Genomic DNA, 22,721 nt, shown 5'->3' on the forward strand with positions numbered 1-22,721 from the left:
TCTAGGAGTCCGACGATGGCAGCAACGGGGCAATGAGGTGGACGCCGAGTGAAGACGTTTGAAAAGGAAGATCCTCGACTGGAAGGGATCGGCTGGGTGCCCGATTCGGGACCGTGCTCGGGCGTGTACGTGTTGGCGCGCGGCCGGGTTCTCATCGATGCGGGCAACATGATGGGGCTCGTGGATCATCTGGAAGAGATGGCTCCTTTGGACTCCTTGGCGCACATTCTTTTGACCCACACCCACTTTGACCATGTGGGGGGGATGGCGGAAATTTATCAAAGAACCGCGCCCGATGTGTTTGTGCATGCGGTGGCGAGGGAATACGCGAGGTTGCTGCGTTCGCCTTTTCCGGAATTTTTTCAGGCCCTTGAAGATGCGGGAAAAATTCACAGGGTTCACGACGGCCAGGAGATTGAAGGGACGGGATTGAAGGCTTTGCATGCGCCGGGGCACACGGCGGGTGATCTGTGTTTTTATCATGAAGAGGCGCAGGCTCTTTTCAGCGGCGATGCGGTGCTGCCTTTTCGCCTGCGCTTCTCGGCGATTCTTTCCAAGCCGGATGATCTTTGTGGGGGCCGCCTACAGGACAAGGTGAAGAGTCTTCGACGACTCCTAGGCTTACCCGTCAAGCACCTCTTTCCTGGGCATGGCGAACCCGTGCTTCATACAGGAGCGAACCAGATCAAGATCGCTTTAGTGACCCTTTACCAGACCCTTTATGAAAATCCTCCCGAGAAAGCGTGGCTTCTCATGGCCCAGGATCTGGCCGACATCGGGCAGCCTGAGGAAGCTGCGGAATGCCTCAAAAAAGCCAGAGCCCTGGCTCCAGCCTCCCAAGACGTGGCGCGGGTGAGCGAGTTGTTAGGCCTCAGCGCGTAGGGTTCTCAGCCCACCATAAACAACAGGCGCACGCGAAGCTCGAGCGCGCCTGTTGTTAGGGCACAAGATTTTCTGTCCTGTCTTCTACTGGCCGGTTCCGAGAATCAAGACGATCTGGGTTTTTTCTTCATCCTTGGTCACGACCACGTGAAATACCTTGTCGCCTTTGCGCCAATGCCCTTGTATGCCTTCCGCGTGGTTCATTTCCATTTGCGTTTCCCAACCCGATTGACTGAGGGCTTGCTTGTAATAAGCGTAGACCTTTGGCGACGGGTCCGTTGAGCTCAGAACAACTTGCGATCCCTGAGGGGTTTTCATGGCCATTTCCACCTGGGAGCCCGGATATTGGGTCACGGCGCTCTTAATGTCGTTGGGGTAGTCCACCTGGGCCGAAGCTGAAATGGCCGCCAAAACACATCCTAAAACCAGCATGAAAGCAAAGAGCCGTCGTTGCATGAAAGCCTCCTGAATCCTTGGGTTTTCGGTGGCTCGTAGGCCGTGCCACGACGGCCCCTAGCGTTCCGCTGATTTTAGGATTCAGAGAGACTTTCAGCAATGAAAAACTGGGTTGAAGTGAATCATCTCCACCAGAGATCAAACCGGTCCAGGTTCATGACCTTGTTCCAGGCCGAAATGAAGTCCTGGACAAATTTTCCTTGGCCGTCGGCGCAGGCGTACACCTCGGCGATGGCTCGAAGTTGAGCGTTGTGCCCGAAGATCAAGTCGACGCGGGTGGCCGTCCATTTGAGGGTTCCTGAATCACGGTCGCGCCCTTCAAAGAGGTTTGAATCCTGCGTGCTGGGTTGCCATTCTGTGCCCATGTCCAGCAAATGGACGAAAAAGTCGTTGGTGAGGGTTCCTGGCCGTTGGGTCAAGACGCCGTGGGGCGCCTGCTTGTAGTTGGCATTGAGGACGCGCAGCCCGCCGACGAGCACGGTCATTTCCGGAGCGGTGAGGGTGAGAAGCTGGGCCTTGTCCACGAGCAAATGCTCGGCCGGAATGCTGTAAGGGGCTTTGAGGTAATTGCGAAAACCATCATAGAGAGGTTCCAGCACGGCAAAGGATGCCACATCCGTTTGTTCCTGCAGGGCATCCATGCGCCCGGGTGCAAAGGGAACCGTGACGTCGAAGCCAGCCTTTCTGGCAGCCTCTTCCACGGCGGCACAGCCCCCCAAAACGATCAGGTCGGCCAGGGAAACTTTCTTACCCCCGGAAGCGCCGGCGTTGAACTCCTTTTGCACTGCCTGAAGCACATCAAGCACCTTGGCCAATTGCTCTGGCATGTTGACTTCCCAGTCTTTTTGCGGGGCCAGGCGAATGCGGGCTCCGTTGGCGCCGCCGCGTTTGTCGGAACCTCGGAACGTGGAAGCCGCAGACCACGCGGTGTAAACGAGCTGGGACACCGAAAGGCCGGAGCTGAGGATCTTCTTTTTAAGCTGTGTGACGTCCTCGTCGTCGATCAGGGGATGGTCCACAGTCGGAATGGGATCCTGCCAAAGAAACTCTTCGGCCGGAACGTCTGGGCCCAGGTACCGACTGCGCGGCCCCATGTCCCGGTGCACCAACTTGAACCAAGCGCGGGCAAAAGCGTCGGCAAACTCGTCGGGATGTTCCATGAAATGCCGGGAAATCTTTTCATAGATGGGATCAAACCGCAAAGACAGATCCGTAGTCAACATGGTCGGGGGATGTTTCTTGGTGGGATCGTGGGCGTCGGGCACCACCGCCGGCGCTCCTTTGGCGACCCATTGGTAAGCCCCCGCCGGACTCTTGGTTAATTCCCACTCATAGCGGAACAAGTTGAAAAAGAAATTGTTGCTCCACTTGGTGGGCGACACGGTCCATGTGACTTCCAGCCCACTGGTGATGGTGTCAGGGCCTTTGCCCGTCCCGAAGCTGCTCTTCCATCCCAGACCCTGCTGTTCAATGGGTGCGGCCTCAGGTTCCGGACCCAAATGGGATGCCGGGCCGGCGCCGTGGCACTTGCCGAAGGTATGCCCGCCGGCAATCAAAGCCACTGTTTCTTCGTCGTTCATGCCCATGCGCGCGAAGGTCTCACGAATGTCCTTGGCCGCCGCCACTGGATCCGGATTGCCACCGGGGCCCTCAGGATTCACATAAATGAGGCCCATTTGCACAGCCGCCAGAGGGTTTTCCAAATCGCCTTGCGCCGTGTGGCGCCGGTCCTCGAGCCATTGGCCTTCAGAACCCCAGTACACACTTTCATCCGGCTCAAACCAATCCACCCTTCCGCCGGCGAACCCGATGGTCTTGGCGCCCATGGATTCCAAAGCCACGTTGCCGGCTAAAATCATGAGATCCGCCCACGAGATCTTGCGGCCGTACTTTTGCTTGATGGGCCACAGAAGGCGGCGTGCTTTATCCAGATTCACGTTGTCTGGCCAGCTGTTGATCGGCGCGAAGCGTTGCTGACCGGAGCCGGCGCCACCGCGCCCGTCCCCAATGCGGTACGTGCCCGCACTGTGCCATGCCATGCGAATGAAGAGTGGACCATAGTGGCCAAAGTCCGCCGGCCACCATTCTTGGGAGGTCGTCATCAGATCCCGAAGGTCCTTTTTGACGGCTTCCAGGTCGAGAGAGAGGAATTCTTTACGGTAATCAAAATCTTCGCCCATGGGGTTCGCCTTGGGACAGTTCTGATGAAGCATCTTGAGGTTTAACTGGTTGGGCCACCAGTCCTGAATGGATTTGGCTTCGGTGGCGCCGGGAGCCGAGCGTTGAGGGCGATCGTGTTCCATGGTGTCTCCTTTCTTTCTGGTGCTTTCTTGAATGGACGCCGTGCCCCCTTTGCTGAAACAAGGCGCCTCGTTTCGGACGCTCTTTTTCAACAGCGCGGGCAACGTGAACGTTTGTTTACCCGAGAATGTTCCCTTGGGGAGCCGCGGACGCCGCTAAATGTCCTGGCGCCTTGCGTGCTCGGACCCTCGGCAAGGATCAGGGCATTCTCAGGGCCGGTTGTCGACACCTTCCCTTCGTTGGCACTCGGGGCAGATGCCGAAAAAATCCAGGCGGTGCGAGACAATGGCAAAACCCGTCTTTTGAGCCATTTCCTCCGCCAGCTCTGCAATGCTCACCAATTCAGGGTCCATGATGGTCTTGCACCGCAGACAGATCACGTGAGGGTGTGGGTAAGGCTTCAATCCGTCGTAGCGATTGCTCATGTTCGGAAAACCCAATTCCAGAACTTCATGGAGTTCCTTCAATAAAGAGACCGTCTTGTAGACTGTGGCCAAGCTGGTGGTGGGAAACTGGCGGCTCACCTCCGTGTAAATGTCTTCGACGCTGGGATGGGCTTGGGTGGACACCAAGGCTTGCACAATGGCCAGCCGCTGGGGTGTCATGCGCAACCCATGTGCCTTGAGCGTGTCAACCATGTGTTGCAACCGCTCAACCGGGTCATGGCCTGAGGGGGTTGGCACCATGCGCCCAATCCTTGCGTCTCGAGGAATAGTTAGGGAAAAATCATTCTCAAAAGAGAAAAAACCTTTAAAGACAAAAAATCAAGAAAAAAATTGTTCGGGATTCAAAGCCAAGGGCTGGGGCAGCTACTGGCGTGAGTTCACACAGAAGGGATGTGCGTCCATGCCAGAGCTATTTTCGGCGTGAAGTTGGGTTGGGAAAGGATCAAAGAAAAAATTTGCATGCGAATAATGTGCATGCTAAAAAAACGTGAAAATTCTCTCAGCGTCAAAGGAATGGCCATGCTTCTTCAAGACTGTTTGTGTTTTCAGCTGGCTTCTCTGAGCCGATCCATGGCGCGCCATTATCGCGAGCGCATCACCCCCTACGGACTCACGCACACCCAGTTTTTCATGCTCTTGGCGCTCTACGAGGAAGAAGGGGCCACCTTGAGTGTCCTTGCCGAAAAGACCCATTTGGATCGTCCCACGGTCACGGGCTTGATCGACCGCTTGGAGCGGGACGGCTGGGCCGTGCGGCAGGCCGATCCGCAGGATCGCCGGTCTTTCCGCGTCTATCTCACTCCAAAAGCCAAGGAACATCGGGAAGTGCTGCTTCGAATCTACCATGAGGTCAATGGAAGGCTCTTGGAACAATTGGGAGTCGAAGAGTGGAAGCGGTTTCGGACCTTGTTGGAACGGTTGGGGTTTGGGGATGACGAAGAGAGTTCGACCCCTTTGTGACGATCCCCCGAACCGCCGACGATGCTTTTCATCCGCCAAGGGGGCTTGGCCCGAAGAGAAGGGAAAACTTTCTCAAAGAGCTGAAGGTCGAGAAGCCTGAATGCCTATGAAAATTCTTGCCATAAATGGAAGCCATCGCAAAGGCTAGAACACGGCCACCATGCTCGAAATTGTCTTGGAAAAGGCGGCAAAGGGTGGTGCCCAGACGGAACTGGTGTAGCTGGTGGACTACAGGATTGAGTATTGCCTGTCTTGCCACCGATGTCTTGGCGAGGCGCGCTGTGCCATTGAAGACGACGACATGGCCGCGTTGGCGGGGAAAATGATGGCTACCGACGCTTTGATCCTTGGTTCTCCCGTCTACTTTGGAAACGTGACCGGAAGGCTGAAAGTCTTTATGGATCGAACGCGTTGGCTCCACATGCGGAAAAACCTCCTGGCGGGAAAGCTGGGAGCTGTCGTGACCCATGCGGGATTGCGTCAAGGCGGGCAGGAAATCACCCAGGTGATTCTCGAGCGTTTCTTGATTTCGCATGGTTTGCGGCTGGTGGAGCCTCGAGGCCCGGGCCGCCCTATTTACAATACCGGAATCTCAGGAACCCTTTTTGACGCCGTGGATCAGGGACGGTTTCGGTGGAAAAAAAGCGTCCTGGACGATGCCCTTACGGTGGAAATGTGTCGGGCTCTTGGCCGAAACCTGGTTGACCTCGGTGCCTCAATACCTGGCTCAGGCAAGGCCTTTTCCGATAGCGTTATTGATAAGGAGCCGGGGGACGCTTTTCCTGGGAGCGTGGGCCTCTGGCCTGCAAGAATGAAAAGCAACCAGGATACCCATTCATGAACACGATATCAGGACGTTGATCTGCGGCCGTCAACGGCTCATCGCTTCCGCACGGATGCTCGGGGAATGAGAGAAAAAAAGGAGGGGAGCATGTGGGATTCAAACCGAGAGGGGTTCGAAGCATTCCATGCCATGTTTTATCCTCGAGCCGTGGCTGTGGTGGGGGCCTCCACTCATCGCGGCAAGGTGGGAAATTTCGTGTTGCGGTCGGCCTTGGCGTCCCACGTGGAAAAAATTTATCCCGTGCATGCCGGAGGCGCCCGTGAGATTTTGGGCGTCAAAGCCTATCCGTCCATTGGGGATATTCCCGACGACCATGTGGATCTGTTCCTGTTTGCCATTCCCCATGAGCACATTCTTTCCAGTTTTGAAGCAGCAGTGGTCAAGGGATGTCGTGGCGCCGTCATTTACACGGCAGGTTTTCGAGAAGCGGGCCAGGAAGGCCTTGAAAAGCAGCGGCGTTTGCGGTCCATGGCCGATGAGGCCGGCGTCAAGATTATCGGGCCGAACACCATGGGGTTTTATCGAGTCGACAGCGCCATGAACGCCACCTTCATGCCGGTGCTTTCCGATTTCTTTCAGGAAAAGGGGCGCATCACGGTGGTCAGTCAAAGCGGGGGGGTTGCGGGCTTTGCGGCCATTCGCTTTGTGGAAGACCGAGTGCCCATGGGCACGCTGGTGTGTCTGGGGAACCGGGCCAACGTAGAATTTGCGGACATGCTGGACTTTTGCGCCCACGATAAGGAAACCTCCGTGGTGGCTCTTTTCATCGAAGGTCTAGACGACGTTCGGCGTTTCTATGAGTCGGCGGCTCGGTGTGCGGCTCAAAAGCCCGTGGTGGTGCTGGGAGCGGGCTATTCGGCGGCAGGTCAAAAAGTGGCGCGATCGCACACGGGAAGCATGGCCCGGTCGGAAGCCATCTATGACGGTGTGTTTCGACAGGCGGGGCTGATCCAAGTGCGCACGGTGGAGGAACTGGTGGACACGGCCAAAATCCTGGATATCAGCCCTCGTCCCCAGGGAAACCGTGTCGGTGTCATCACCCACACCGCGGGGCCGGCGGTGTTGGCTTCGGATGTGCTCTCCCACAAGGGTCTCGTCCTGGCAGAACTCAGCAAAAAGACCCAAAAGGCCTTGGTGGCTCGAAAGGTGCTCGCTCCTTTTACACCTCCGGAAAACCCCGTGGATTTGACCACCTTTGGCTACCTGGACCGCCGGCTCTATGGGGATGTTTTGGAGCTCTTAGGGGAAGACCCCGGCGTGGATGCTGTGCTGGCCATTTGCATTTCGGCCTTGGGGGATCCATATGTGGCACCGTTTCCCATGGAAGCCTTTGGGCGAAAGGCGAGACAGATCGGAAAGCCCGCCGTTTTTGTCTGGGGGGCACCGTCTTGTGCTTCGGAGGAATTTTTGGCGTGGAAAAAAGCTGGCGTGGCCGCCTATGCCACGGCGGAGCGAGCGGCAGCGGCTTTGGCCAATCTTTGGGCAGCGAGCCGGCGTGGCCGCGAGGTCCAAAAGGCCGTTAAAGAGAAACCTCTGCCGGAGTCCTTGCACCGTTTTGTACAGGATTTGCGTTCCCTGGGCCCCAGGCTCTGTGGGGAAACGGAAACCAAGGAGCTTTTGCAACGGGCGGGCCTGCCCACGGCGCGCACCGTGGTGGCCGCCACGGAGGAGGAAGCCGTAAGGGCGGCCGAATCAATGGGCTACCCAGTGGTTTTGAAGATTGTTTCTCCGGATATTGTTCACAAGAGCGATGTGGGCGGCGTGCAATTGGGCCTCAACGATGAGGACGGCCTGCGTCGAGCCTTTCGGGCCATGATGGAACAGGTGAGGCGGGCCGTGCCCGAGGCGCGGATTCTTGGAACGGCCGTGCAGCCCATGGTGCCTGAGGGCCTTGAGGTCATCGTGGGGGGATTTCGGGACCCGCAGGCCGGGCCGGTGGTCATGTTTGGTTTAGGCGGCATTTGGGTGGAAGCCTTCAACGATGTGGTTTTTCGACTGGCTCCGGTGTCAGTTGATGAAGCCCGGCGCATGATCGAAGAGATTCGAGGGAAAAAAGTCCTCGAAGGCCTTCGAGGCAGGCCCTCGGCAAACAAGGAAGCCTTAGCCCACCTGATTGTTACCATCGGTCAACTGATGGACCAATTACCCATTCAGGAAATCGACGGCAATCCGGTCATGGTGCACGGCAACACCTACACCATTGTCGACGCGCGGATGAGCGTGTTCTAGGGATCTGGCAGCTTCTTCCAGGGATCCTGTTGCATAAGCGGCGCAAGCCGGGAAACCTCTTGGCGCTTTGCGGCGCGACTACAGAATTTAACAGAGAGTGCATTTTGCCGGTCAACATCCCAAAAGGCTGACCGACGAAATGCGCCTGCGTGCCTTTTCGAGTTGGTCATGTCCATGTCGCAAATTTTCAAAATGGGCGGGCAGAATGAGCGATGGGTTCCGGGGGATTGCCTGAATGCAAAGGTTTTCGTACCGAGATGTGAGGCTGCGCTTTGTCCGGGGACGGCTTTGGATCGGTCTTCGAGTCCAAGAATCCGCCGAAGTGCTGTGGCGGATTTTCACGGACACGCGGTGGTGGCCTCTTTGGGGCCCCAGTGTTCGACGGGTGCAGGTCCGAGGGTCCACTGTGGTGGTTCACCAAGGCCTGCGTGGCCGGGTCTGGACCGTTTTGGGTTTTTCTGTACCCTTTTTCGTGGACCAGGTAGGTCCGGGATATTTTTGGTCCTGGCGCGTGGGCGGAATACGAGCAACCGGCCATGAAGTGCGTCCTGAGGGTTCTGGAGCTTCATGGCTTGCCTTTACCGTGCCGGTGTGGGGGATTTTCTATCTGCCGGTGTGTGTGCGAGCGGCCACAAACGTGGCCAGGCTCGCCCGCCTTCTTTCTTCTCACGCCTCGGATCATGAGGACCCCGCACCGATTAACGGCAATTCCTTTTCCACTGAAAAGAAGACGGCGAATTCCTTGGCGCCCGGTTCTTCTGAGCGAGTAGGATAACTTTTTCTTCGCAGAGATTCGATAAGCTGGGGATCTTCGGATTCCCGCACTTTAATGAGAAACAACCTCTTCCCCTTGTATCCACCTCCATCTTCTCTGAACACATAGGCCGCTCTCGGGTTGGATTGCAGATTGTGATGGGTGAGTCGGTCTTTCATGATAAATACCAACGCGCCATCATCCATCACGTGAGGTCTGGCATAGACGGCCCCGTCCACATGGCCTTCCGCGTCGGCCGTTGCCAGAACGCCGAAGCCTTTGGTCTGCTCGAAATAGCTCTTAAGATCCATGGTCTGCTCCTGTGCAGCGTCAAGATATGAAAATGAGACTCTATAGCACCCTGCACGACCGTTTCATCAGGGTTCCGCCATCATTGCTGCTAAACTAAGAGTTTTTTTTCAAAGAGCAAGGGAACGCCTTAAGGTCCAAACGAGCTGAAAGAGCGCTCATGCCGTTGCCATTCGTGCCGTCGTGACTATTCCACTTGAATGGGCTCTGCCTTTTTCTCCGGGCTTGTTTTATTTTTTTTCTTTTCCAACTGATCGATACGTTCGTCGATCAGGCTGCGCACCGCGCGAAGCACTTCAATGCGGGCATTGGTTAGATGGTTCCAAAAGGGCCCGCCGCGGCCGCTGGTCTTGGCCATCGTGCGCATCATCTGGCACACGGGGCAGTGGCATCGGATTTTATCATTTTGTGCATGCTCTTCATGCCGGCTCATGAGCTCCTCCAAAAGTTATGGTCAAGGTTTCGTGCTCCAATCGAGCTTTTTCCGGGTGGAGTTTGGCGAAAGCTCGCGGTAGCACGAGGTTTTTTTTGAACGCGCCCATGCGAATGATGAGTTCATCTCCGACTTTGCTCAGTGCAAGTTCCTCGCGGCTCACAAAGGGAAAGTGCAAGCGCACCATGTGGCATCCATTTTCAGCAAGAAAGCTAATGGGCTGATGTCGATACAGAATCTGGTGAGGCGGTGTTTCTCCGTAGATGGCTTGACCTAGGGTTTTCAGTCGCTCGTATCCCAAGGTTTCCCGTTCATAATAGGGAGCCTTGAGGAGAGGGATGGGTTGAAAGGCTGTGGTGACCAACTTTAGGTATGCGTGTTGCTGTTTGAGAAGGGCTTTGAGGAAGGGATCGCGGGAGTCTTCGCTCAGAACTCGATTGATGACGATGGCGTCGATGCCCAGTTGGTGCAGGGAAAAGAACATGAAACTTCGCTGGGTTTCTCGAATGACCATTTTTTCCAGGTTCGTCACGAGGCGAACGGATGTCGTTTGTGTGTCGGTCAAAATGGCATCCACGCCGCGCAGACGCTGAAAGAGTCTTTCAATGGAGGCGAAGTAAGCGTCTTCGGGAAGAGGCACATCGGAAAAGCGATGCACCACGGGGCGTGCCATACGAAAGAGGTTTCGTTCCACGCGAAAGATCTTTTCCATGTACCATTCCAGCGCTTTGGGCACACTGACAAAGCGAATGGATTCCGCCGTCGGGGCGCAGTCCAGAATGAGCACGTCGTAGGTTTTATCCCTGGCGTAACGGTTGACGTACAGAAGGGCGCTCACTTCTTCCATGCCGGGAAGGACGGCCAATTCCTCGGCGAGCACTTGATCCAGTCCGGAAATGTTGAGCAGAAGGCTTAAGTACCGATGCACTTCGCCCCAGTGTTTCTGAATCTCTTCGTGCACGTCCAGTTCTTGGATCCACAACCTTTCGGCCACTTCCACAGGGTGACCTCGATTGACGTCCATGAGACGCCGGTCTAGGTCAAAGGCGTCACTCAGGCTGTGGGCGGGATCCAGGGACATGACCAAGGTCTTGAGTCCCCGCTCAGCCAAGAGGACACCCGTGGCCGCCGCCACGCTGGTTTTGCCGACGCCGCCTTTTCCTGCAAAAAGGAGTATGCGCATGGTTGAAATCCGTTTTTGAGTGCATGCTTGCCTAGGGCTTCGAGGGTTCGCTTGTATGGAGATTACATCGAATTTTTTTTGAGTTTCAAGCCCGGCAACGAAAGGTGAAGCATGTCGGCTCGTTCTGAGCGCGGCAAAGAGTTCGGCGGTTTGGAGAATGAGGCTAAACCTTGTGGTATTGATCCCAGCATGGGGGCTGCTCTTGACTGAGCCCTGGAGCGGGCGTAGAAACACGAAGCTAAACGGCTTACAAGACAGGATGGACAGAGGGCCTCCGGCCTTAGCTGGTCCCAGAGGATTTTTTATGGATGTATCTATTGTGATTCCCGTCTACAACGAAGCCGAAAACGTGCTCCATTTGGCCGCCGAAGTCGAGCAGGCCTTGAAGCCGTTGAACGGGTGCTGGGAATGCCTGTGGATCGATGACGGGTCCACAGACGATACGTGGGACAAACTTCTTTTGGTGGCATCGGCCCACCCGGGCGGCCCGCATCGCTTGTGCGCATTGAAAAAAAATGCGGGCCAATCTGCAGCTTTGTGGGTGGGGTTTCAGAGATGTCGGGGACGCTTCATCGCCACCTTGGACGGCGACGGACAGAATGATCCCCGAGACATTCCCCGGCTTGTGGCGTTGCTTGTGGATGGCCGTTACGACATGGTTCAGGGATATCGAGAGGCCAGAAAAGACAGCCTGAAGCGCCGGCTGGCGTCCCGCATTGCCAATGGCTTTCGAAACCTCATCACGGGAAAATCCGTTCGCGATGTGGGATGTTCCACGCGCGTTTTTCGGCGGGAATGCCTGCCGTACCTTCCACCTTTTAAAGGCTTGCATCGGTTCCTGCCCACCTTGCTTATGTATCAAGGCTTTCGGATTGCCGAGACGCCCGTCAACCACAGGCCCCGGCGTCGTGGCACGACCAAGTACGGCATTTTCGACCGGCTTTGGGTCGGGCTCCTGGATATCTTTGGCGTCAGTTGGCTGCGGGTTCGAGGTTTTCGGTGCCAAGTGGTCCGCACTTTTCCGGAACAGGACACACACCATGAGTGAGGAAAAAATATGGCTTGGGATTGGGTTTTCGGCACAGGCCTTGTTCTCGGCCAGATTTTTGGTCCAATGGATTGCCAGTGAAAGGTTAGGCCGAAGCGTGGTTCCCATATCCTTCTGGTATCTGAGCTTATGCGGCGGGGCTCTTTTGTTGGCCTATGCTGTGTGGCGCCGAGATCCTGTTTTCATTTTGGGGCAAGGAACCGGCTTGTTCATTTACGGTCGCAATCTGTACCTCATCCACAAAGAGAGAACACAAGGGAAGAAATTCCAATCTCATGGGAAGGGAAAGCGCGAATAGCCAAGGATGGCCAAGACCGTTAAAGGGTTTGCTGCTCTGGGCTCTTTTGTGTGCCGTGCTGGGGACTCTGGCTTTTCAGGGTACACGAGGTCTCTATGAGTCCACCGAAGGCCGATATGCCGAATGCGCCCAGGAGATGCTCGTAACCGGAGATTTTCTTCGGCCCACCTTGGACTATGCGCCCCACTGGACTAAACCCCCTTTGGCTTACTGGGCCGTGGCGGTTGGTGTGAAGCTTTTCGGTCGCAACGCCTGGGGGGCGAGAGCGTATCTGGTGCCGACCTTTGTGCTCACCGTTTGCGCCGTGTATTGGCTGGCTCGCTGGTTGTGGAACCCCGGCGTCGGAACCGTGAGCGCCTTGGTTTTTGCGACCTTGTGGGGCCCTATGGGTGCGGCCAACACGGTCAACACCGATTCCTTGTTGACACTCTGGGAAACCTGGGCTCTTGCCTGTTTCTGGTGGGGTGTGCGGACTCGGCGCGTAGGGCCCATCGTGCTTATGTGGTGGTTTTTCGGCATGGCCTTCCTGACCAAAGGGCCTCCGGGTCTTCTTCCTCTTCTGGCGCTGATTGTCTTCAGAATGCTTTCCCAAGACCAGGAAGTGCGAGGGGTTCGGCTGTGGGTTCCAGCAGGCATTGGCCTGGGATTGGTGACGGCTCTGTGGTGGTACGTATGGGCCGTTGCTCATTATCCAGGGCTTACGTCATATTGGCTCAAGCACGAAGTGATCGGCCGGGTGGCAACAGATGAATTCAAGAGGCATTCTCGTTGGTATGAAATGTTTACGGTTTACTGGCCTTTCCTATTGGGGGGGGCTTTACCCTGGCTTGGGCTCGTGTTGTGGATAGAGCGTCACCGTATCGGGGTGTGGTTTCGACGCAGACGCTCCGAAGGCGAGCAAGGGACCCTTGACGGCATCAAGGCATGCTGGAAAAATCTTTCGACGGAAGCCCGATTTGTGGTTTTTGCCCTTCTCATTCCGCTGAGTGTTTTTTCTCTGAGTCGTTCACGGCTCCCTTTGTATGTACTTCCTTTGTTTCCAATTCTTGCCTGTGCCATAGGCTGGAAAATCCGTAATTTTATTGATCAGGGGCTGCTCACCCCAAAGCGATTCATGGCTTTGGCTCTTGCTGGCACGGTCGTCATCGTTTTTGGCAAAGGCATCATGGCCACATGGTCGTCTAAGAAAGATATGGGCACGTTGGCCCGGGCCCTTGAGGCGGCGTGGCCCGAAAGCGAGGGTGTGCGGAATCAACCGCTCTACGTGTATTCAAAGAGACCATTGCACGGCTTGCACTTTTACTGGGGAGATCCCTTTATCCGCGTGTATTCCAAGTTCAATAAGCCTACCCCGCCAGGTTATTTCCCTCCTTCTGTTTTGACGGACCATCAAGCGTCGGGCATGTGGCACCCCTCTATGCAAAAACACGTGCTGACGCCCCGGGAAACGGAACCGTATCTAAGGGGTTGGCTTTGCCAACAAGGCTACCAGGGGAGCACAAAGTCGTTGACGCCCCATTGGATTCTTCTTGTGGTGACCCCTGGGCCCTGTGGGGTCACATCTTGATTTATGCCATTTTGAATCGAAGCCGTGAGTTCGCGGACAGCCCTCAAAGGGACGCGGACCTCATGGGCCGCTGCGTGGCCGTCAGCCCATACTAGATTTTCGTCGATACCAATACCAGGCCGACGGATGGCCCTTTTCTTCCCCAATGACGTAGCGTTCTCGGGTGAACTCGCCCCCGAATAGAGACTCCACTTCATTCACGGAAATGCCCCACAGACCGCCCCGCCAGGGACGCGGAAGCCAGGCGTAGAGCATGTACCAGGCGCCCGGGGCGGTGAGTCGTTCCAGTTCCCGAGCATATCGACGACGGCCGTCTTGGCTCAAAGCGAAAAGGCAGCCGATGTCCAGAACGTAGTCGTAAGGGCCCTGAAGCGTGGCCAGGTTGGTGACGTCAGCAACGTAGAAAGCGATGGTGAGACCGGCCGAGGCGGCTTTGCGTCGCGCTCGGCGAATGGCTTGCGGTGAAAAGTCCACGCCGGTAACCTGCCAGCCGTGCCGTGCCAAAGTGATGGCGTTGGTTCCCGTACCGCACCCCAAGTCCAGGGCTCTTCCCGGAGGAGTGTGGGCGAGAAATTCCATGACCTCGGGGGGTGTGATACCGGTATCCCAGGGCGTCTTGCCACGAAGGTAAAGCCACTCAAATCCCCAGCGACTTCTCAGAATTCGGTCTCGCAGGCGCTGCCACATGCCTTGCCTCCTGAACCCCTTTCGGGTTCTTCACAATGGGTCGAAGGTGTGCCATAGTGCGGCGTCAATCCGCAGAATTTGTGCATACCACAAGTGTTAAGGAAAGGAACAGAGTGTGTCCATTTCCAAATGGGCTTTTGTTGTGGCCGCGCCGCATAGTGGATCGGGCAAGACGACGGCGACCCTGGCGATTCTGGCGGCACTGAAGCGGCGTGGTTTGACAGTTCAGCCCTTCAAGGTGGGTCCGGATTTCATCGATCCCGGCCTGCATACGTGCGTGACCGGAACGGTGTCCAGGAACTTGGACGGGTGGATGCTTTCTCGGCAGGTCAACGAGGCCCTCTTCAGACACTTTCTTCACGCGGCCAACTGTGCAGTGGTTGAAGGGGTCATGGGGCTTTTTGACGGCTACGACGGCACGACGGAAGCGGGCAGCACGGCTGAAATGGCCAAGTGGCTTCACCTTCCGGTGATCCTGGTGGTGGACGCTCGCAGCATGGCTCGAAGCGCGGCAGCGCTGGTTCATGGGTTTTGCTCCTTTGATCCGGCCCTTCATTGTGCCGGAGTGATTTTCAACCGCGTGGGCAGTGAAGCCCATCTGCAGTTTCTTCGCGAAGCCATGGCATCTTCTTCAAACCTTCCCGTGTTGGGAGGTCTGCCTCGAGATGAGGTTCTGCGATTGCCGCAACGGCATTTGGGGCTTGTGACGGCCGAAGAAAATCCGCTTAGCCAAGATTTTGTGGATCACTTGGCCCGTTGGGCCGAAACCCATATGGACTTGGACCGATTGCTGGCGGTGACCACTCTAAACACTCAGATGACGGTGAATCCCAAGCCTTCGAACGTATGTGCAGGCGGGGTTTTTCTTGGGGACTTTGGCCGGCCATTCCCTTTTACGGGGCGGCGTTCTCGCGATTCAGACCCGTGCGCGCAGCCAGTACAGCGTCCCACCGATTTCGAAAATGCCGAAAAGCATGGACATCACGCACGCACTGAGACGTTTTCACAGAAAGGATTGCCGGACCAGCCACTTGGGGATGCCTCATGGCCTCTGCACGGCTCCCATCCAAGGCCCCTGATTGCCGTGGCCCGAGATGCCGCCTTTTGCTTCTATTATCAGGACAACCTGGATCTTCTGGAAGCCTTTGGAGCTCGGCTGCACTTTTTTTCTCCATTGGCCGGAGAGACCTTCCCTGAGGACACGGCGGCCCTTTACCTGGGGGGCGGATATCCCGAAGTGCACGCCAAGGCGCTGCAGCGCAACGAGCGCTTTTTTGAGGACCTTCGACGGCTGGCCGCCTCAAATCGGCCCGTTTACGCCGAATGCGGCGGCCTGATGGTGCTCAGCCGTTCCATAGAACTTCTTTCCGGCGAAAAAGTACCGATGGCGGGAATTCTTCCCTTTGGCACGCGCATGCTTTCCAGGCGAAAGGCACTCGGGTACGTGGAAGTGGTTTTGACCCGTGCGTGCCTTTTGGGCGAGCCAGAACTACGCATGCGCGGTCATGAATTTCACTATTCCGAAATCAATCCGCAGGACTCGCTCACGAGTTGTGCCTGCTGCTACCGGCTCAGGGTGCGCAAATACCGCGAGGAACAAAACGAGGGCTATCAAGTGGGATCCGTTCTGGCCAGTTACGTGCACCTGCATTGGGGCAGTGCTCCTCAGGCCGCATCGTTTTTTGTCGAAGCAGCTCGAAAGGCTTTGGCTCTATGAAGACGCCGAGGGCGAAGACACTGATGTTTTTGGGAACGGGTTCCGATGTGGGCAAAAGTGTTTTGGCCGCGGCCTTTTGCCGGATATTCAAGCAAGACGGTTACGCCGTAGCGCCATTCAAGGCCCAGAACATGGCTCTCAATTCCTACATCACCTCGGACGGCGGAGAAATGGGGCGTGCCCAGGTGGTGCAGGCGGAAGCCGCCGGCATTGAACCGCACGTGGATATGAACCCCATTCTCCTCAAGCCCACTTCGTCCATGGGCTCTCAGGTCATTGTCCTGGGCGAAGCGGTGGGGAATTTTAGCGCCAAGCAATACTACGCCTACAAGAAAGCGTTGGTTCCGGTGGTGCGCAAGGCTTTTGAACGGCTTGCAGCTCGATATGATGTTGTGGTTCTGGAAGGTGCGGGAAGTGCGGTGGAATTGAACCTCAAAGATCATGACCTGGTCAACCTAGCCATGGCTCGGTGGGCTCAAGCCCCCTGTCTGCTCGTGGGAGACATCGACCGCGGCGGCGTTTTTGCGTCGCTTCTGGGTTCGTTGATGCTCATGGAAAAGCAGGACCAAGAACGCATCGCCGGACTCCTCGTCAATAAATTTCGCGGTGACCCGGACCTCTTTCAGCCCGGCGTGCGCCTCCTTGAAGAACACTCAGGTCGGCCGGTGCTTGGGGTTGTGCCGTATTTTGATCATATTGCCGTCCCCGAGGAAGACAGCGTGGCTTTGAACCGGCGCATGGCACAAGGCGTGGACCCCAGTGATGCGTCCCGGCGGTGCCGCATCGGCGTGGTGCGGCTACCGTACATTTCCAACTACACGGACTTTGATTGCCTCGAGCGGGATGAGCGGCTGCACGTGGTCTATTTTGATAGACCCGCCGATGTCTTTTTGTGCGATGCCGTGATCCTTCCGGGAAGCAAGAACACCATAGAAGACATGCTTGCCTTGGAACGATCCGGAATGGCCGACGCGCTGCGGGCATACCACAAGGCGGGCGGCGTTGTGGTTGGGATTTGCGGCGGCTATCAAATGCTGGGCCGACGGATTACGGACCCTCATGGTGCTGAAAGTCGCGTGCGGGAAGCTCAAGGCCTGGGATTCCTGCCCATGAGCACGGAGATGGCTTCAGAAAAATTAACATCTCAAGCCGTGGCCCGTCTTCGTGGCCCCAATCCTTTGAGTCCCACCGACCTTTTTCCCCTTTACGGGTACGAGATTCATATGGGCCGATCCCGGTTTGAAAGCAACACCGCTGTGCCGGGGCTTTTCGAGGTGGTGAGCCGCAACGGCGTCACGGTTCCTAAAGAGGAAGCCACCGATGGGGCCTGGACCGATGAGGGGCGCGTGTGGGGCACATATCTTCATGGCATCTTTGACAACGACACCTTTCGCGACCGTTTTGTGGCCTTCCTTGCCGCACGAAAAGGAATGGCCGACGGCATGGGTTCGAAGTCTTTTCGTTTTTCTCAATGGAAGGAAGACCAATACGATCAGTTGGCGGATTTCGTTCGCCGTCACTGTGACGTGGACCGCATTTACCGCATCATGGGCTTGAAATAAGGACCACCTTTGTCAGCACTGCTCTCTTTTTCGCCTGTTTGCCTTGTGGCGGCTTTCGTCTTGGACCTCCTTTTTGGAGATCCGCCGGCGTGGCCGCATCCCGTGCGTTGGATCGGGCGTGCGGTGGAAGGGACGGAGCCCTTTTTTTATGGAAAACATAGTGCGCCGGCGGTGCAGCGCCTGCGAGGAGCCCTCTTTTGGCTCTTTCATGTCGCGGGGATTCCCATTTGTGTTGCCGTTCTCCTCACCGTAGCGTCTTGGGTCCATCGTGGCGTGGCGATCCTGTGTGGTGTGTGGTTAGCCTACACGACCCTGGCCACGCGAAGCCTTTTCGATGCTTCCAAAACCGTCGCGCAGGCTTTGCAAGCCGGGCGGCTGGATGAAGCTCGCCGACGTCTTTCCCTCATCGTGAGCCGTAACACGGAACATCTGGACGAAGAAGGTGTGTGGAGAGCCCTTCTGGAAACGGTTTCGGAAAATTTTTCCGACGGCATTCTCGCTCCTCTCTTTTATTTGGCTCTCGGTGGGCCCGTGGCGGCCATGCTTTACAAAACAGTCAACACGTTGGATTCCATGGTGGGCTACCGGAACGATCGGTACCAGGACTTTGGATGGTGGGCGGCGCGTGCCGATGACGCCTTCAATTGGCTCCCTGCACGGCTGAGCGCCCTGGTGCTCTTGGGAGCCGGGGCCTTGTGCGGTATGGATTGGCGGAGAGGTTGGGCGGTCATGCGTCGAGACGCTCGAAAAACTTCAAGCCCCAATGCAGGCTTTCCCGAAGCGGCCGCGGCGGGGCTTTTGGGCGTCATGCTGGGAGGTCCTGCAGTCTATTTTGGGCATTCCGTGATGAAGCCCACCTTAGGGGATGCTTTAAGACCTGCAAACAGGGAAGTTTATCAGGGCATGATCCGTTTGCTCTTCGTGGGAGCGGTTCTCGGAGCGATACTGGCAGCGGCCGTTCGGTTCGCCATGGACACATGAGGAGCTCGGCGTGACGATACAGGGAAAAAACGGCGAGGGAATCCCAATTCACGGCGGCAATGTATTTGAAACAGCGCGGCAACTGGGATGCGCCCCGGAAGACCTTGTGGATTTCAGCGCCAGCATCAATCCCTTGGGACCTCCTGAAGGGCTTCTGGACGTCTTGGTTCAAACCTTTAAGCGCGTGCAACACTATCCGGACATGACCAACAAAGCTCTGGTAGATGCCTTGGCCCGGCGTTTTCAATTGGATCCCGATCAAATTGTCGTAGGCAACGGATCCACCGAACTCATCTACATACTTCCCAAGGCCATGGAAGTGTCCAGAGTGCTCGCGGTGGTGCCCACCTTCAAGGAATATGTGAAAGCCTTTGCCCTTCACGGATGCCAAATGAACTTGTGTGTCGCGGAAGCGGTCCACGACTTTCAGCCGACATTGCACCAATTGGGCCGAGCCATGGAGGTCTTTCAACCCCAGGCCATCTTGGTGACGCACCCTGGAAGCCCCTGCGGATCTTTGATGCCGCTCAATGTACGGCGATTTCTTTTGGAAGAGACGGGACATCGAGGCGTCATCCTTTTGGTGGATGAAGTGTTTGTGGATTTTTGCGAACATGAATCTTTTCTGCCGGCCCTAAGAGGGCACGAGAACTTGGTGGTCATTCGATCCATGACCAAGTTTTACGGCATTCCGGGATTGCGCCTGGGATATTTAGCGGCGTCTTCGGCATGGGCCGCACGCCTGCGACGCCATGTGCCTCCGTGGTCCGTGAACACCCTGGCCCAAGCTGCGGGAGTGCATTGTCTGCAGCACGAGGACTATCGTCAAAAAACCCTGGATGTGGTTGGCGCGGAAAGGGTGCGTTTGAGCGAAGCGTTGGCCCGCATTCCGGGGTTCACAGTGTTTCCGTCCGCCGCCAACTACCTGCTCGTGCGCCTCGACCCCTGCCTGGGAACGGCTGCCGCACTCAAGGAAGAACTTCTCGTGCGCCATCGCATGCTCATTCGAGACTGCGCCAATTTCGACGGATTGACACCGCAGGACTTTCGCGTCGCCGTGCGGCTTCCTCACGAAAACGATCGCCTCATCGAGGCTCTTACCCAGTGGCGCCGATCCCACGACGTCGTAGGCTCTTGGAGCGCAGAAGGGACATCCTGATGGAATCCTACGCCTATGAACTGATCAAGAAGGAAGGCTACAAAGAGGGTGTTCGTTCCAGAATACTACAGGACATACAGCAGGGCACGGTGGAGGCCAGGGACACTATGTGCTGGCGACTTTGGAAGAGGACGTTTTGAAACTGTTCCCCGAACATCCTTCACGCCCTTCGAAAGATAAAGACCCGAGTGCCCTGAAACTGCTCTTAAGGAAAGCTCTTCGTGCCGATTTCCGCAACGATCTTCGCAGAGCTCTTTCAGGCTTTCTTGATGAGCCGCTAGCAAGCCCCGAAGGCTCTGTAAACGCTTGAAAAAAGCGCTGCAAACCATTTTGTTTTTCGCAAACTTCAGGGGGGTATCCAGGCGAGGAAGGGGTCTTTCAAGCTTGAATCTGCCCAGGATTGGGGCAGCTGGGGGGATTCCATGGCTGGACTCTGGAGAAGTCCAGCCGCGGCATGTGGAAAAGAAAACCCGCGCCACAGAGGCTTGCGCCTCGCGGGCGGCGGTTTGGGTCAACGTTTGTGAAACTGGGCCGCCCCATTGGCTCCGTGAGAGGGATTCCTGAAGGGGCGCTCAGGGAGGTGTCGAAGCCAAATGGGCTTCCTCCTTAAGGAAATGCGTGTGGTACTCGTTGTCGGTGAGGTGCTTTCGCATGAGGTTGGAAAGCATGTCGAAAAGCTCGGTTATTTCCCTGTCGGAAAGGCGGGGGATGAGGATGTGCATTAGATCATCGTCGGAAAATTTTTGCAGGTAGACCATGAGAGATTTTTCATCCAGATCCCGCGAAAACCCAAAAGCCACCATCCCGTCATACGTTTCCACGAAACGGTGGGTATGTTTCGTTCCCATGCCGCAGCGCCTCCCTCGCGTACCGTTCACGACAGATCGTTCATGTAATAATCCAGCCCGAAATGGGTGATCTGCTCTTCGCCCATAAAGTAGCGCAGCGTGTTTTTGAGCTTCATGAGCTGAATGAACAAGTCGTGTTCGGGATACAGCCCTTCTCGATGCATAGGGCTCTTGAAATAAAAGGAAAGCCATTCCTGAATGCCGTACATGCCGATGCGTTGGGCCAGATCGGCAAAAAGAACCAGATCCAGGCACAGCGGCGCAGCCAGAATACTGTCTCGGCATTGAAAATCCACTTTGATTTGCATGGGATAACCCATCCAGCCGAAAATATCGATGCAGTCCCAGCCTTCCTTGTTGTCCCCGCGGGGCGGGTAATAATTAATGGTGACCTTATGATAGTAGTTCTTGTACAGGCTGGGGTAGAGTTGGGGTTGCAGAATGTATTCGAGGACCGAGAGTTTACTTTCTTCCTTGGTTTTGAAGGAGTCTTTGTCGTCCAAAACCAAGCCGTCCCGGTTGCCCAAAATGTTTGTGGAATACCAGCCTTCCAGGCCCAGCATGCGGGCTTTGAGTCCCGGCGCAAGAATGGTTTTCATGAGGGTCTGACCGGTCTTGAAATCCTTGCCGGCGATAGGGACCTTCTTTTCCTTAGCCAGCGTCACCATGGCGGGAATATCCACGGTGAGGTTCGGAGCCCCGTTGATGTAGGGAATGCCGCTCTCCAGAGCTGCCAGCGCATAGATCATGCTCGGGGAAATGCGAGGGTCGTTGTTCTGCACGGCTTTCAAAAAGGCGTCCAGGGATTGGTGTGGTTCTTCGGGTTTGAGGTACACTTCCGTGCTGCCACACCAGATCATGACGCATCGGTCGATGCCATGGGCCTGCTTGAATTGGGCGATGTCTTCCTTGACGGCTTCCGTGAGGTCCCGAAGGCTGGATCCCGATTTCACGTGATTTCCGTCCAGATTCTTAACGAAGCGGCGGTCAAAGACTGCCTTCATGGGCTGCACGGTTTCCAGAAAATCACGGATCGGCTCCAGATGTTCCCTTCGCAGCACCTTGGCAAAAAGGGCCGCCTCATACCCGTTGGCTTCGTAGATGTCCCAGCCGGCAAAAACGAGGTCGTCCGGGGAAGCCAGAGGCACGAAATCTTTGATGCGCGGCGTGCGATATTCATCGCGTTTGCCCAGTCGAATGGTTCCCATTTGCGTGAGAGATCCGATGGGTTCTGCGAGGCCTCGGCGAACAGCTTCAACGCCGGCCATAAAGGTGGTGGCCACAGCTCCGCCGATTCCAGGAATGAGCACGCCAAGCTTACCGCGGGGTGTTTCGATGTCCTCTTTGCGCTTGAGGTCTTTTGCCAGCACGGTTTTCCTCCGATGTTTTCAAAAATCCATGGCCTACATGGTTGTCGCGTACGTCCCATCGTTGTGTTACGCCAGCACGGCTTTCCTATAGGCCTCGGTTTCTTGCAGTGTCAAGGCAAAGGCCGAGCGTCGGGCTTCCATCCTTCCAAAGCCAGAAGGGCTTTCTTGATGTGAATGCCTCCCGAGTAGCCGCCCAGGGATCCGTTTCGTCCGATGACGCGATGGCAAGGGACCACAATGGCCATGGGGTTCCTGCCGCAGGCTTGCCCAACGGCGCGGGCTCCCTGCGAAAGGCCCAAACGGCGCGCAAGGTCTCCATAGGAAAGGGTTGCCCCGTACGGAATGCGACACAGTTCCTGCCAAACCCTATGCTGAAAGGATGTGCCCACAATCCAGTCTAAAGCAACGTGGGGGTGTTCTCCCCCACCGGCAAGGTACGCCGTCAAAGCTTCGCGGGCCACCGAAGACACCCCATTGGGTTGCCACATGAGCTTTGTGCCCGGAAATAGGCGGTGAAGATGGGTTTCGGCGGCTCGTTGCACATCCGTGGAGGCCACGTCCATGCCCTCTCCTTGAAAATCGACGGTGAGCACGTGACAGGCGCACAGACCTTTGGATGTGGCCGCCGTCAGAAACCATCCCCAAGATGGAAAAAAGAAAAGGTCGACCCACAGGGAATGCATGAGC

The 22,721-nt window shown here is 56.4% G+C and carries 22 protein-coding genes; 12 read left to right on the top strand and 10 right to left on the bottom strand.

Annotated elements, in window-relative coordinates; translation table 11 throughout:
• Positions 1–48 precede the first annotated feature (48 nt).
• Positions 49–882, top strand: coding sequence for an MBL fold metallo-hydrolase (locus tag EDC27_RS15495; protein ID WP_123291542.1), 834 nt, complete (start codon positions 49–51; stop codon positions 880–882).
• Between the two features lie 84 nt (positions 883–966).
• Here the strand turns inward: EDC27_RS15495 and EDC27_RS15500 are convergent, their stop codons facing one another.
• From EDC27_RS15500 to EDC27_RS15510, 3 genes are all read right to left on the bottom strand, one after another.
• The gene (locus tag EDC27_RS15500) at positions 967–1,338 is read right to left on the bottom strand and encodes a hypothetical protein (protein WP_123291543.1); all 372 of its coding nucleotides are present in this window, start codon (positions 1,336–1,338) and stop codon (positions 967–969) included.
• Between the two features lie 122 nt (positions 1,339–1,460).
• Complete coding sequence (katG, locus tag EDC27_RS15505; RefSeq protein ID WP_123291593.1) at positions 1,461–3,641, bottom strand: catalase/peroxidase HPI; 2,181 nt, start codon at positions 3,639–3,641, stop codon at positions 1,461–1,463.
• A gap of 207 nt (positions 3,642–3,848) precedes the next feature.
• The gene (locus EDC27_RS15510) at positions 3,849–4,325 is read right to left on the bottom strand and encodes a Fur family transcriptional regulator (protein WP_123291544.1); all 477 of its coding nucleotides are present in this window, start codon (positions 4,323–4,325) and stop codon (positions 3,849–3,851) included.
• 279 nt (positions 4,326–4,604) lie between these two features.
• Here EDC27_RS15510 and EDC27_RS15515 point away from each other — a divergent pair, with 279 nt between their 5' ends.
• From EDC27_RS15515 to EDC27_RS15525, 3 genes are all read left to right on the top strand, one after another.
• Positions 4,605–5,045 (top strand): MarR family winged helix-turn-helix transcriptional regulator, encoded by a 441-nt coding sequence (locus EDC27_RS15515; protein ID WP_170161866.1) that lies wholly within the window; start codon positions 4,605–4,607, stop codon positions 5,043–5,045.
• Between the two features lie 223 nt (positions 5,046–5,268).
• Positions 5,269–5,886, top strand: a complete 618-nt coding sequence (locus EDC27_RS15520; protein WP_211334939.1) for a flavodoxin family protein — start codon at positions 5,269–5,271, stop codon at positions 5,884–5,886.
• A 90-nt stretch (positions 5,887–5,976) separates the two neighbouring features.
• Positions 5,977–8,118: an acetate--CoA ligase family protein gene (locus EDC27_RS15525; RefSeq protein ID WP_170161867.1), complete on the top strand. Its 2,142-nt coding sequence runs from the start codon at positions 5,977–5,979 to the stop codon at positions 8,116–8,118.
• Positions 8,119–8,796: 678 nt separating this feature from the next.
• Here the strand turns inward: EDC27_RS15525 and EDC27_RS15535 are convergent.
• The 3 genes from EDC27_RS15535 to EDC27_RS15545 all read right to left on the bottom strand — a co-directional run bounded on the left by EDC27_RS15535 (position 8,797) and on the right by EDC27_RS15545 (position 10,797).
• Positions 8,797–9,183 carry a pyridoxamine 5'-phosphate oxidase family protein gene (locus EDC27_RS15535; protein WP_123291548.1) on the bottom strand — a complete coding sequence of 129 codons (387 nt, stop codon included), beginning with the start codon at positions 9,181–9,183 and terminating at the stop codon, positions 8,797–8,799.
• 185 nt (positions 9,184–9,368) lie between these two features.
• Positions 9,369–9,614 (bottom strand): hypothetical protein, encoded by a 246-nt coding sequence (locus EDC27_RS15540; RefSeq protein WP_123291549.1) that lies wholly within the window; start codon positions 9,612–9,614, stop codon positions 9,369–9,371.
• Positions 9,601–10,797 (bottom strand): ArsA family ATPase, encoded by a 1,197-nt coding sequence (locus EDC27_RS15545; RefSeq protein ID WP_123291550.1) that lies wholly within the window; start codon positions 10,795–10,797, stop codon positions 9,601–9,603. Before EDC27_RS15545 ends, EDC27_RS15540 begins: the two co-directional genes overlap by 14 nt.
• 304 nt (positions 10,798–11,101) lie before the next feature.
• On the opposite strand from EDC27_RS15545, the gene EDC27_RS15550 reads away from it, so the two are divergent.
• The 3 genes from EDC27_RS15550 to EDC27_RS15560 are packed head-to-tail and all read left to right on the top strand — an operon-like array spanning position 11,102 to position 13,710.
• Positions 11,102–11,845 (top strand): glycosyltransferase family 2 protein, encoded by a 744-nt coding sequence (locus EDC27_RS15550; protein ID WP_211334940.1) that lies wholly within the window; start codon positions 11,102–11,104, stop codon positions 11,843–11,845.
• Complete coding sequence (locus EDC27_RS15555) at positions 11,838–12,143, top strand: lipid-A-disaccharide synthase N-terminal domain-containing protein (RefSeq protein ID WP_123291552.1); 306 nt, start codon at positions 11,838–11,840, stop codon at positions 12,141–12,143. The genes EDC27_RS15550 and EDC27_RS15555 overlap by 8 nt, the downstream gene beginning before the upstream one ends.
• Positions 12,121–13,710: an ArnT family glycosyltransferase gene (locus EDC27_RS15560; protein ID WP_170161868.1), complete on the top strand. Its 1,590-nt coding sequence runs from the start codon at positions 12,121–12,123 to the stop codon at positions 13,708–13,710. The genes EDC27_RS15555 and EDC27_RS15560 overlap by 23 nt, the downstream gene beginning before the upstream one ends.
• 81 nt (positions 13,711–13,791) lie before the next feature.
• Here the strand turns inward: EDC27_RS15560 and EDC27_RS15565 are convergent, their stop codons facing one another.
• Positions 13,792–14,397: a methyltransferase domain-containing protein gene (locus tag EDC27_RS15565; protein WP_123291554.1), complete on the bottom strand. Its 606-nt coding sequence runs from the start codon at positions 14,395–14,397 to the stop codon at positions 13,792–13,794.
• Between the two features lie 115 nt (positions 14,398–14,512).
• On the opposite strand from EDC27_RS15565, the gene EDC27_RS15570 reads away from it, so the two are divergent.
• The 5 genes from EDC27_RS15570 to EDC27_RS16140 are packed head-to-tail and all read left to right on the top strand — an operon-like array spanning position 14,513 to position 19,956.
• A complete protein-coding gene (locus EDC27_RS15570) occupies positions 14,513–16,114 on the top strand; it encodes a cobyrinate a,c-diamide synthase (RefSeq protein ID WP_123291555.1) in 1,602 nt (533 codons plus the stop codon).
• Positions 16,111–17,676: a cobyric acid synthase gene (locus EDC27_RS15575; protein WP_123291556.1), complete on the top strand. Its 1,566-nt coding sequence runs from the start codon at positions 16,111–16,113 to the stop codon at positions 17,674–17,676. Before EDC27_RS15570 ends, EDC27_RS15575 begins: the two co-directional genes overlap by 4 nt.
• 9 nt (positions 17,677–17,685) lie before the next feature.
• Positions 17,686–18,657 carry an adenosylcobinamide-phosphate synthase CbiB gene (gene cbiB, locus EDC27_RS15580; RefSeq protein ID WP_211334941.1) on the top strand — a complete coding sequence of 324 codons (972 nt, stop codon included), beginning with the start codon at positions 17,686–17,688 and terminating at the stop codon, positions 18,655–18,657.
• Positions 18,658–18,667: 10 nt separating this feature from the next.
• Positions 18,668–19,816, top strand: coding sequence for a threonine-phosphate decarboxylase CobD (gene cobD / locus EDC27_RS15585; protein ID WP_123291557.1), 1,149 nt, complete (start codon positions 18,668–18,670; stop codon positions 19,814–19,816).
• The gene (locus EDC27_RS16140) at positions 19,816–19,956 is read left to right on the top strand and encodes a hypothetical protein (protein ID WP_170161869.1); all 141 of its coding nucleotides are present in this window, start codon (positions 19,816–19,818) and stop codon (positions 19,954–19,956) included. The genes cobD and EDC27_RS16140 overlap by 1 nt, the downstream gene beginning before the upstream one ends.
• 432 nt (positions 19,957–20,388) lie before the next feature.
• Here the strand turns inward: EDC27_RS16140 and EDC27_RS15590 are convergent, their stop codons facing one another.
• The 3 genes from EDC27_RS15590 to EDC27_RS15600 form a co-directional block, all read right to left on the bottom strand.
• Entirely contained in the window at positions 20,389–20,664 is a 276-nt protein-coding gene (locus EDC27_RS15590) for a cytoplasmic protein (RefSeq protein WP_123291558.1), read from the bottom strand.
• A gap of 26 nt (positions 20,665–20,690) precedes the next feature.
• On the bottom strand, positions 20,691–22,034 hold the full coding sequence (locus EDC27_RS15595; protein ID WP_123291559.1) for an inositol-3-phosphate synthase: 1,344 nt from the start codon (positions 22,032–22,034) through the stop codon (positions 20,691–20,693).
• Between the two features lie 110 nt (positions 22,035–22,144).
• Positions 22,145–22,717, bottom strand: a complete 573-nt coding sequence (locus EDC27_RS15600; protein WP_211334942.1) for a methylated-DNA--[protein]-cysteine S-methyltransferase — start codon at positions 22,715–22,717, stop codon at positions 22,145–22,147.
• Positions 22,718–22,721 lie beyond the last annotated feature (4 nt).

Source organism: Desulfosoma caldarium (assembly GCF_003751385.1).
Lineage (GTDB): Bacteria > Desulfobacterota > Syntrophobacteria > Syntrophobacterales > DSM-9756 > Desulfosoma > Desulfosoma caldarium.

Bases quoted from the DNA above. Each gene is read 5' to 3' on its own strand.
- EDC27_RS15500 (WP_123291543.1), bottom strand. From the start codon at position 1,338: ATGCAACGACGGCTCTTTGCTTTCATGCTGGTTTTAGGATGTGTTTTG.
- katG (WP_123291593.1), bottom strand. From the start codon at position 3,641: ATGGAACACGATCGCCCTCAACGCTCGGCTCCCGGCGCCACCGAAGCC.
- EDC27_RS15510 (WP_123291544.1), bottom strand. From the start codon at position 4,325: ATGGTGCCAACCCCCTCAGGCCATGACCCGGTTGAGCGGTTGCAACAC.
- EDC27_RS15515 (WP_170161866.1), top strand. From the start codon at position 4,605: ATGCTTCTTCAAGACTGTTTGTGTTTTCAGCTGGCTTCTCTGAGCCGA.
- EDC27_RS15525 (WP_170161867.1), top strand. From the start codon at position 5,977: ATGTGGGATTCAAACCGAGAGGGGTTCGAAGCATTCCATGCCATGTTT.
- EDC27_RS15535 (WP_123291548.1), bottom strand. From the start codon at position 9,183: ATGGATCTTAAGAGCTATTTCGAGCAGACCAAAGGCTTCGGCGTTCTG.
- EDC27_RS15540 (WP_123291549.1), bottom strand. From the start codon at position 9,614: ATGAGCCGGCATGAAGAGCATGCACAAAATGATAAAATCCGATGCCAC.
- EDC27_RS15545 (WP_123291550.1), bottom strand. From the start codon at position 10,797: ATGCGCATACTCCTTTTTGCAGGAAAAGGCGGCGTCGGCAAAACCAGC.
- EDC27_RS15550 (WP_211334940.1), top strand. From the start codon at position 11,102: ATGGATGTATCTATTGTGATTCCCGTCTACAACGAAGCCGAAAACGTG.
- EDC27_RS15555 (WP_123291552.1), top strand. From the start codon at position 11,838: ATGAGTGAGGAAAAAATATGGCTTGGGATTGGGTTTTCGGCACAGGCC.
- EDC27_RS15560 (WP_170161868.1), top strand. From the start codon at position 12,121: ATGGGAAGGGAAAGCGCGAATAGCCAAGGATGGCCAAGACCGTTAAAG.
- EDC27_RS15565 (WP_123291554.1), bottom strand. From the start codon at position 14,397: ATGTGGCAGCGCCTGCGAGACCGAATTCTGAGAAGTCGCTGGGGATTT.
- EDC27_RS15575 (WP_123291556.1), top strand. From the start codon at position 16,111: ATGAAGACGCCGAGGGCGAAGACACTGATGTTTTTGGGAACGGGTTCC.
- EDC27_RS16140 (WP_170161869.1), top strand. From the start codon at position 19,816: ATGGAATCCTACGCCTATGAACTGATCAAGAAGGAAGGCTACAAAGAG.
- EDC27_RS15590 (WP_123291558.1), bottom strand. From the start codon at position 20,664: ATGGGAACGAAACATACCCACCGTTTCGTGGAAACGTATGACGGGATG.
- EDC27_RS15600 (WP_211334942.1), bottom strand. From the start codon at position 22,717: ATGCATTCCCTGTGGGTCGACCTTTTCTTTTTTCCATCTTGGGGATGG.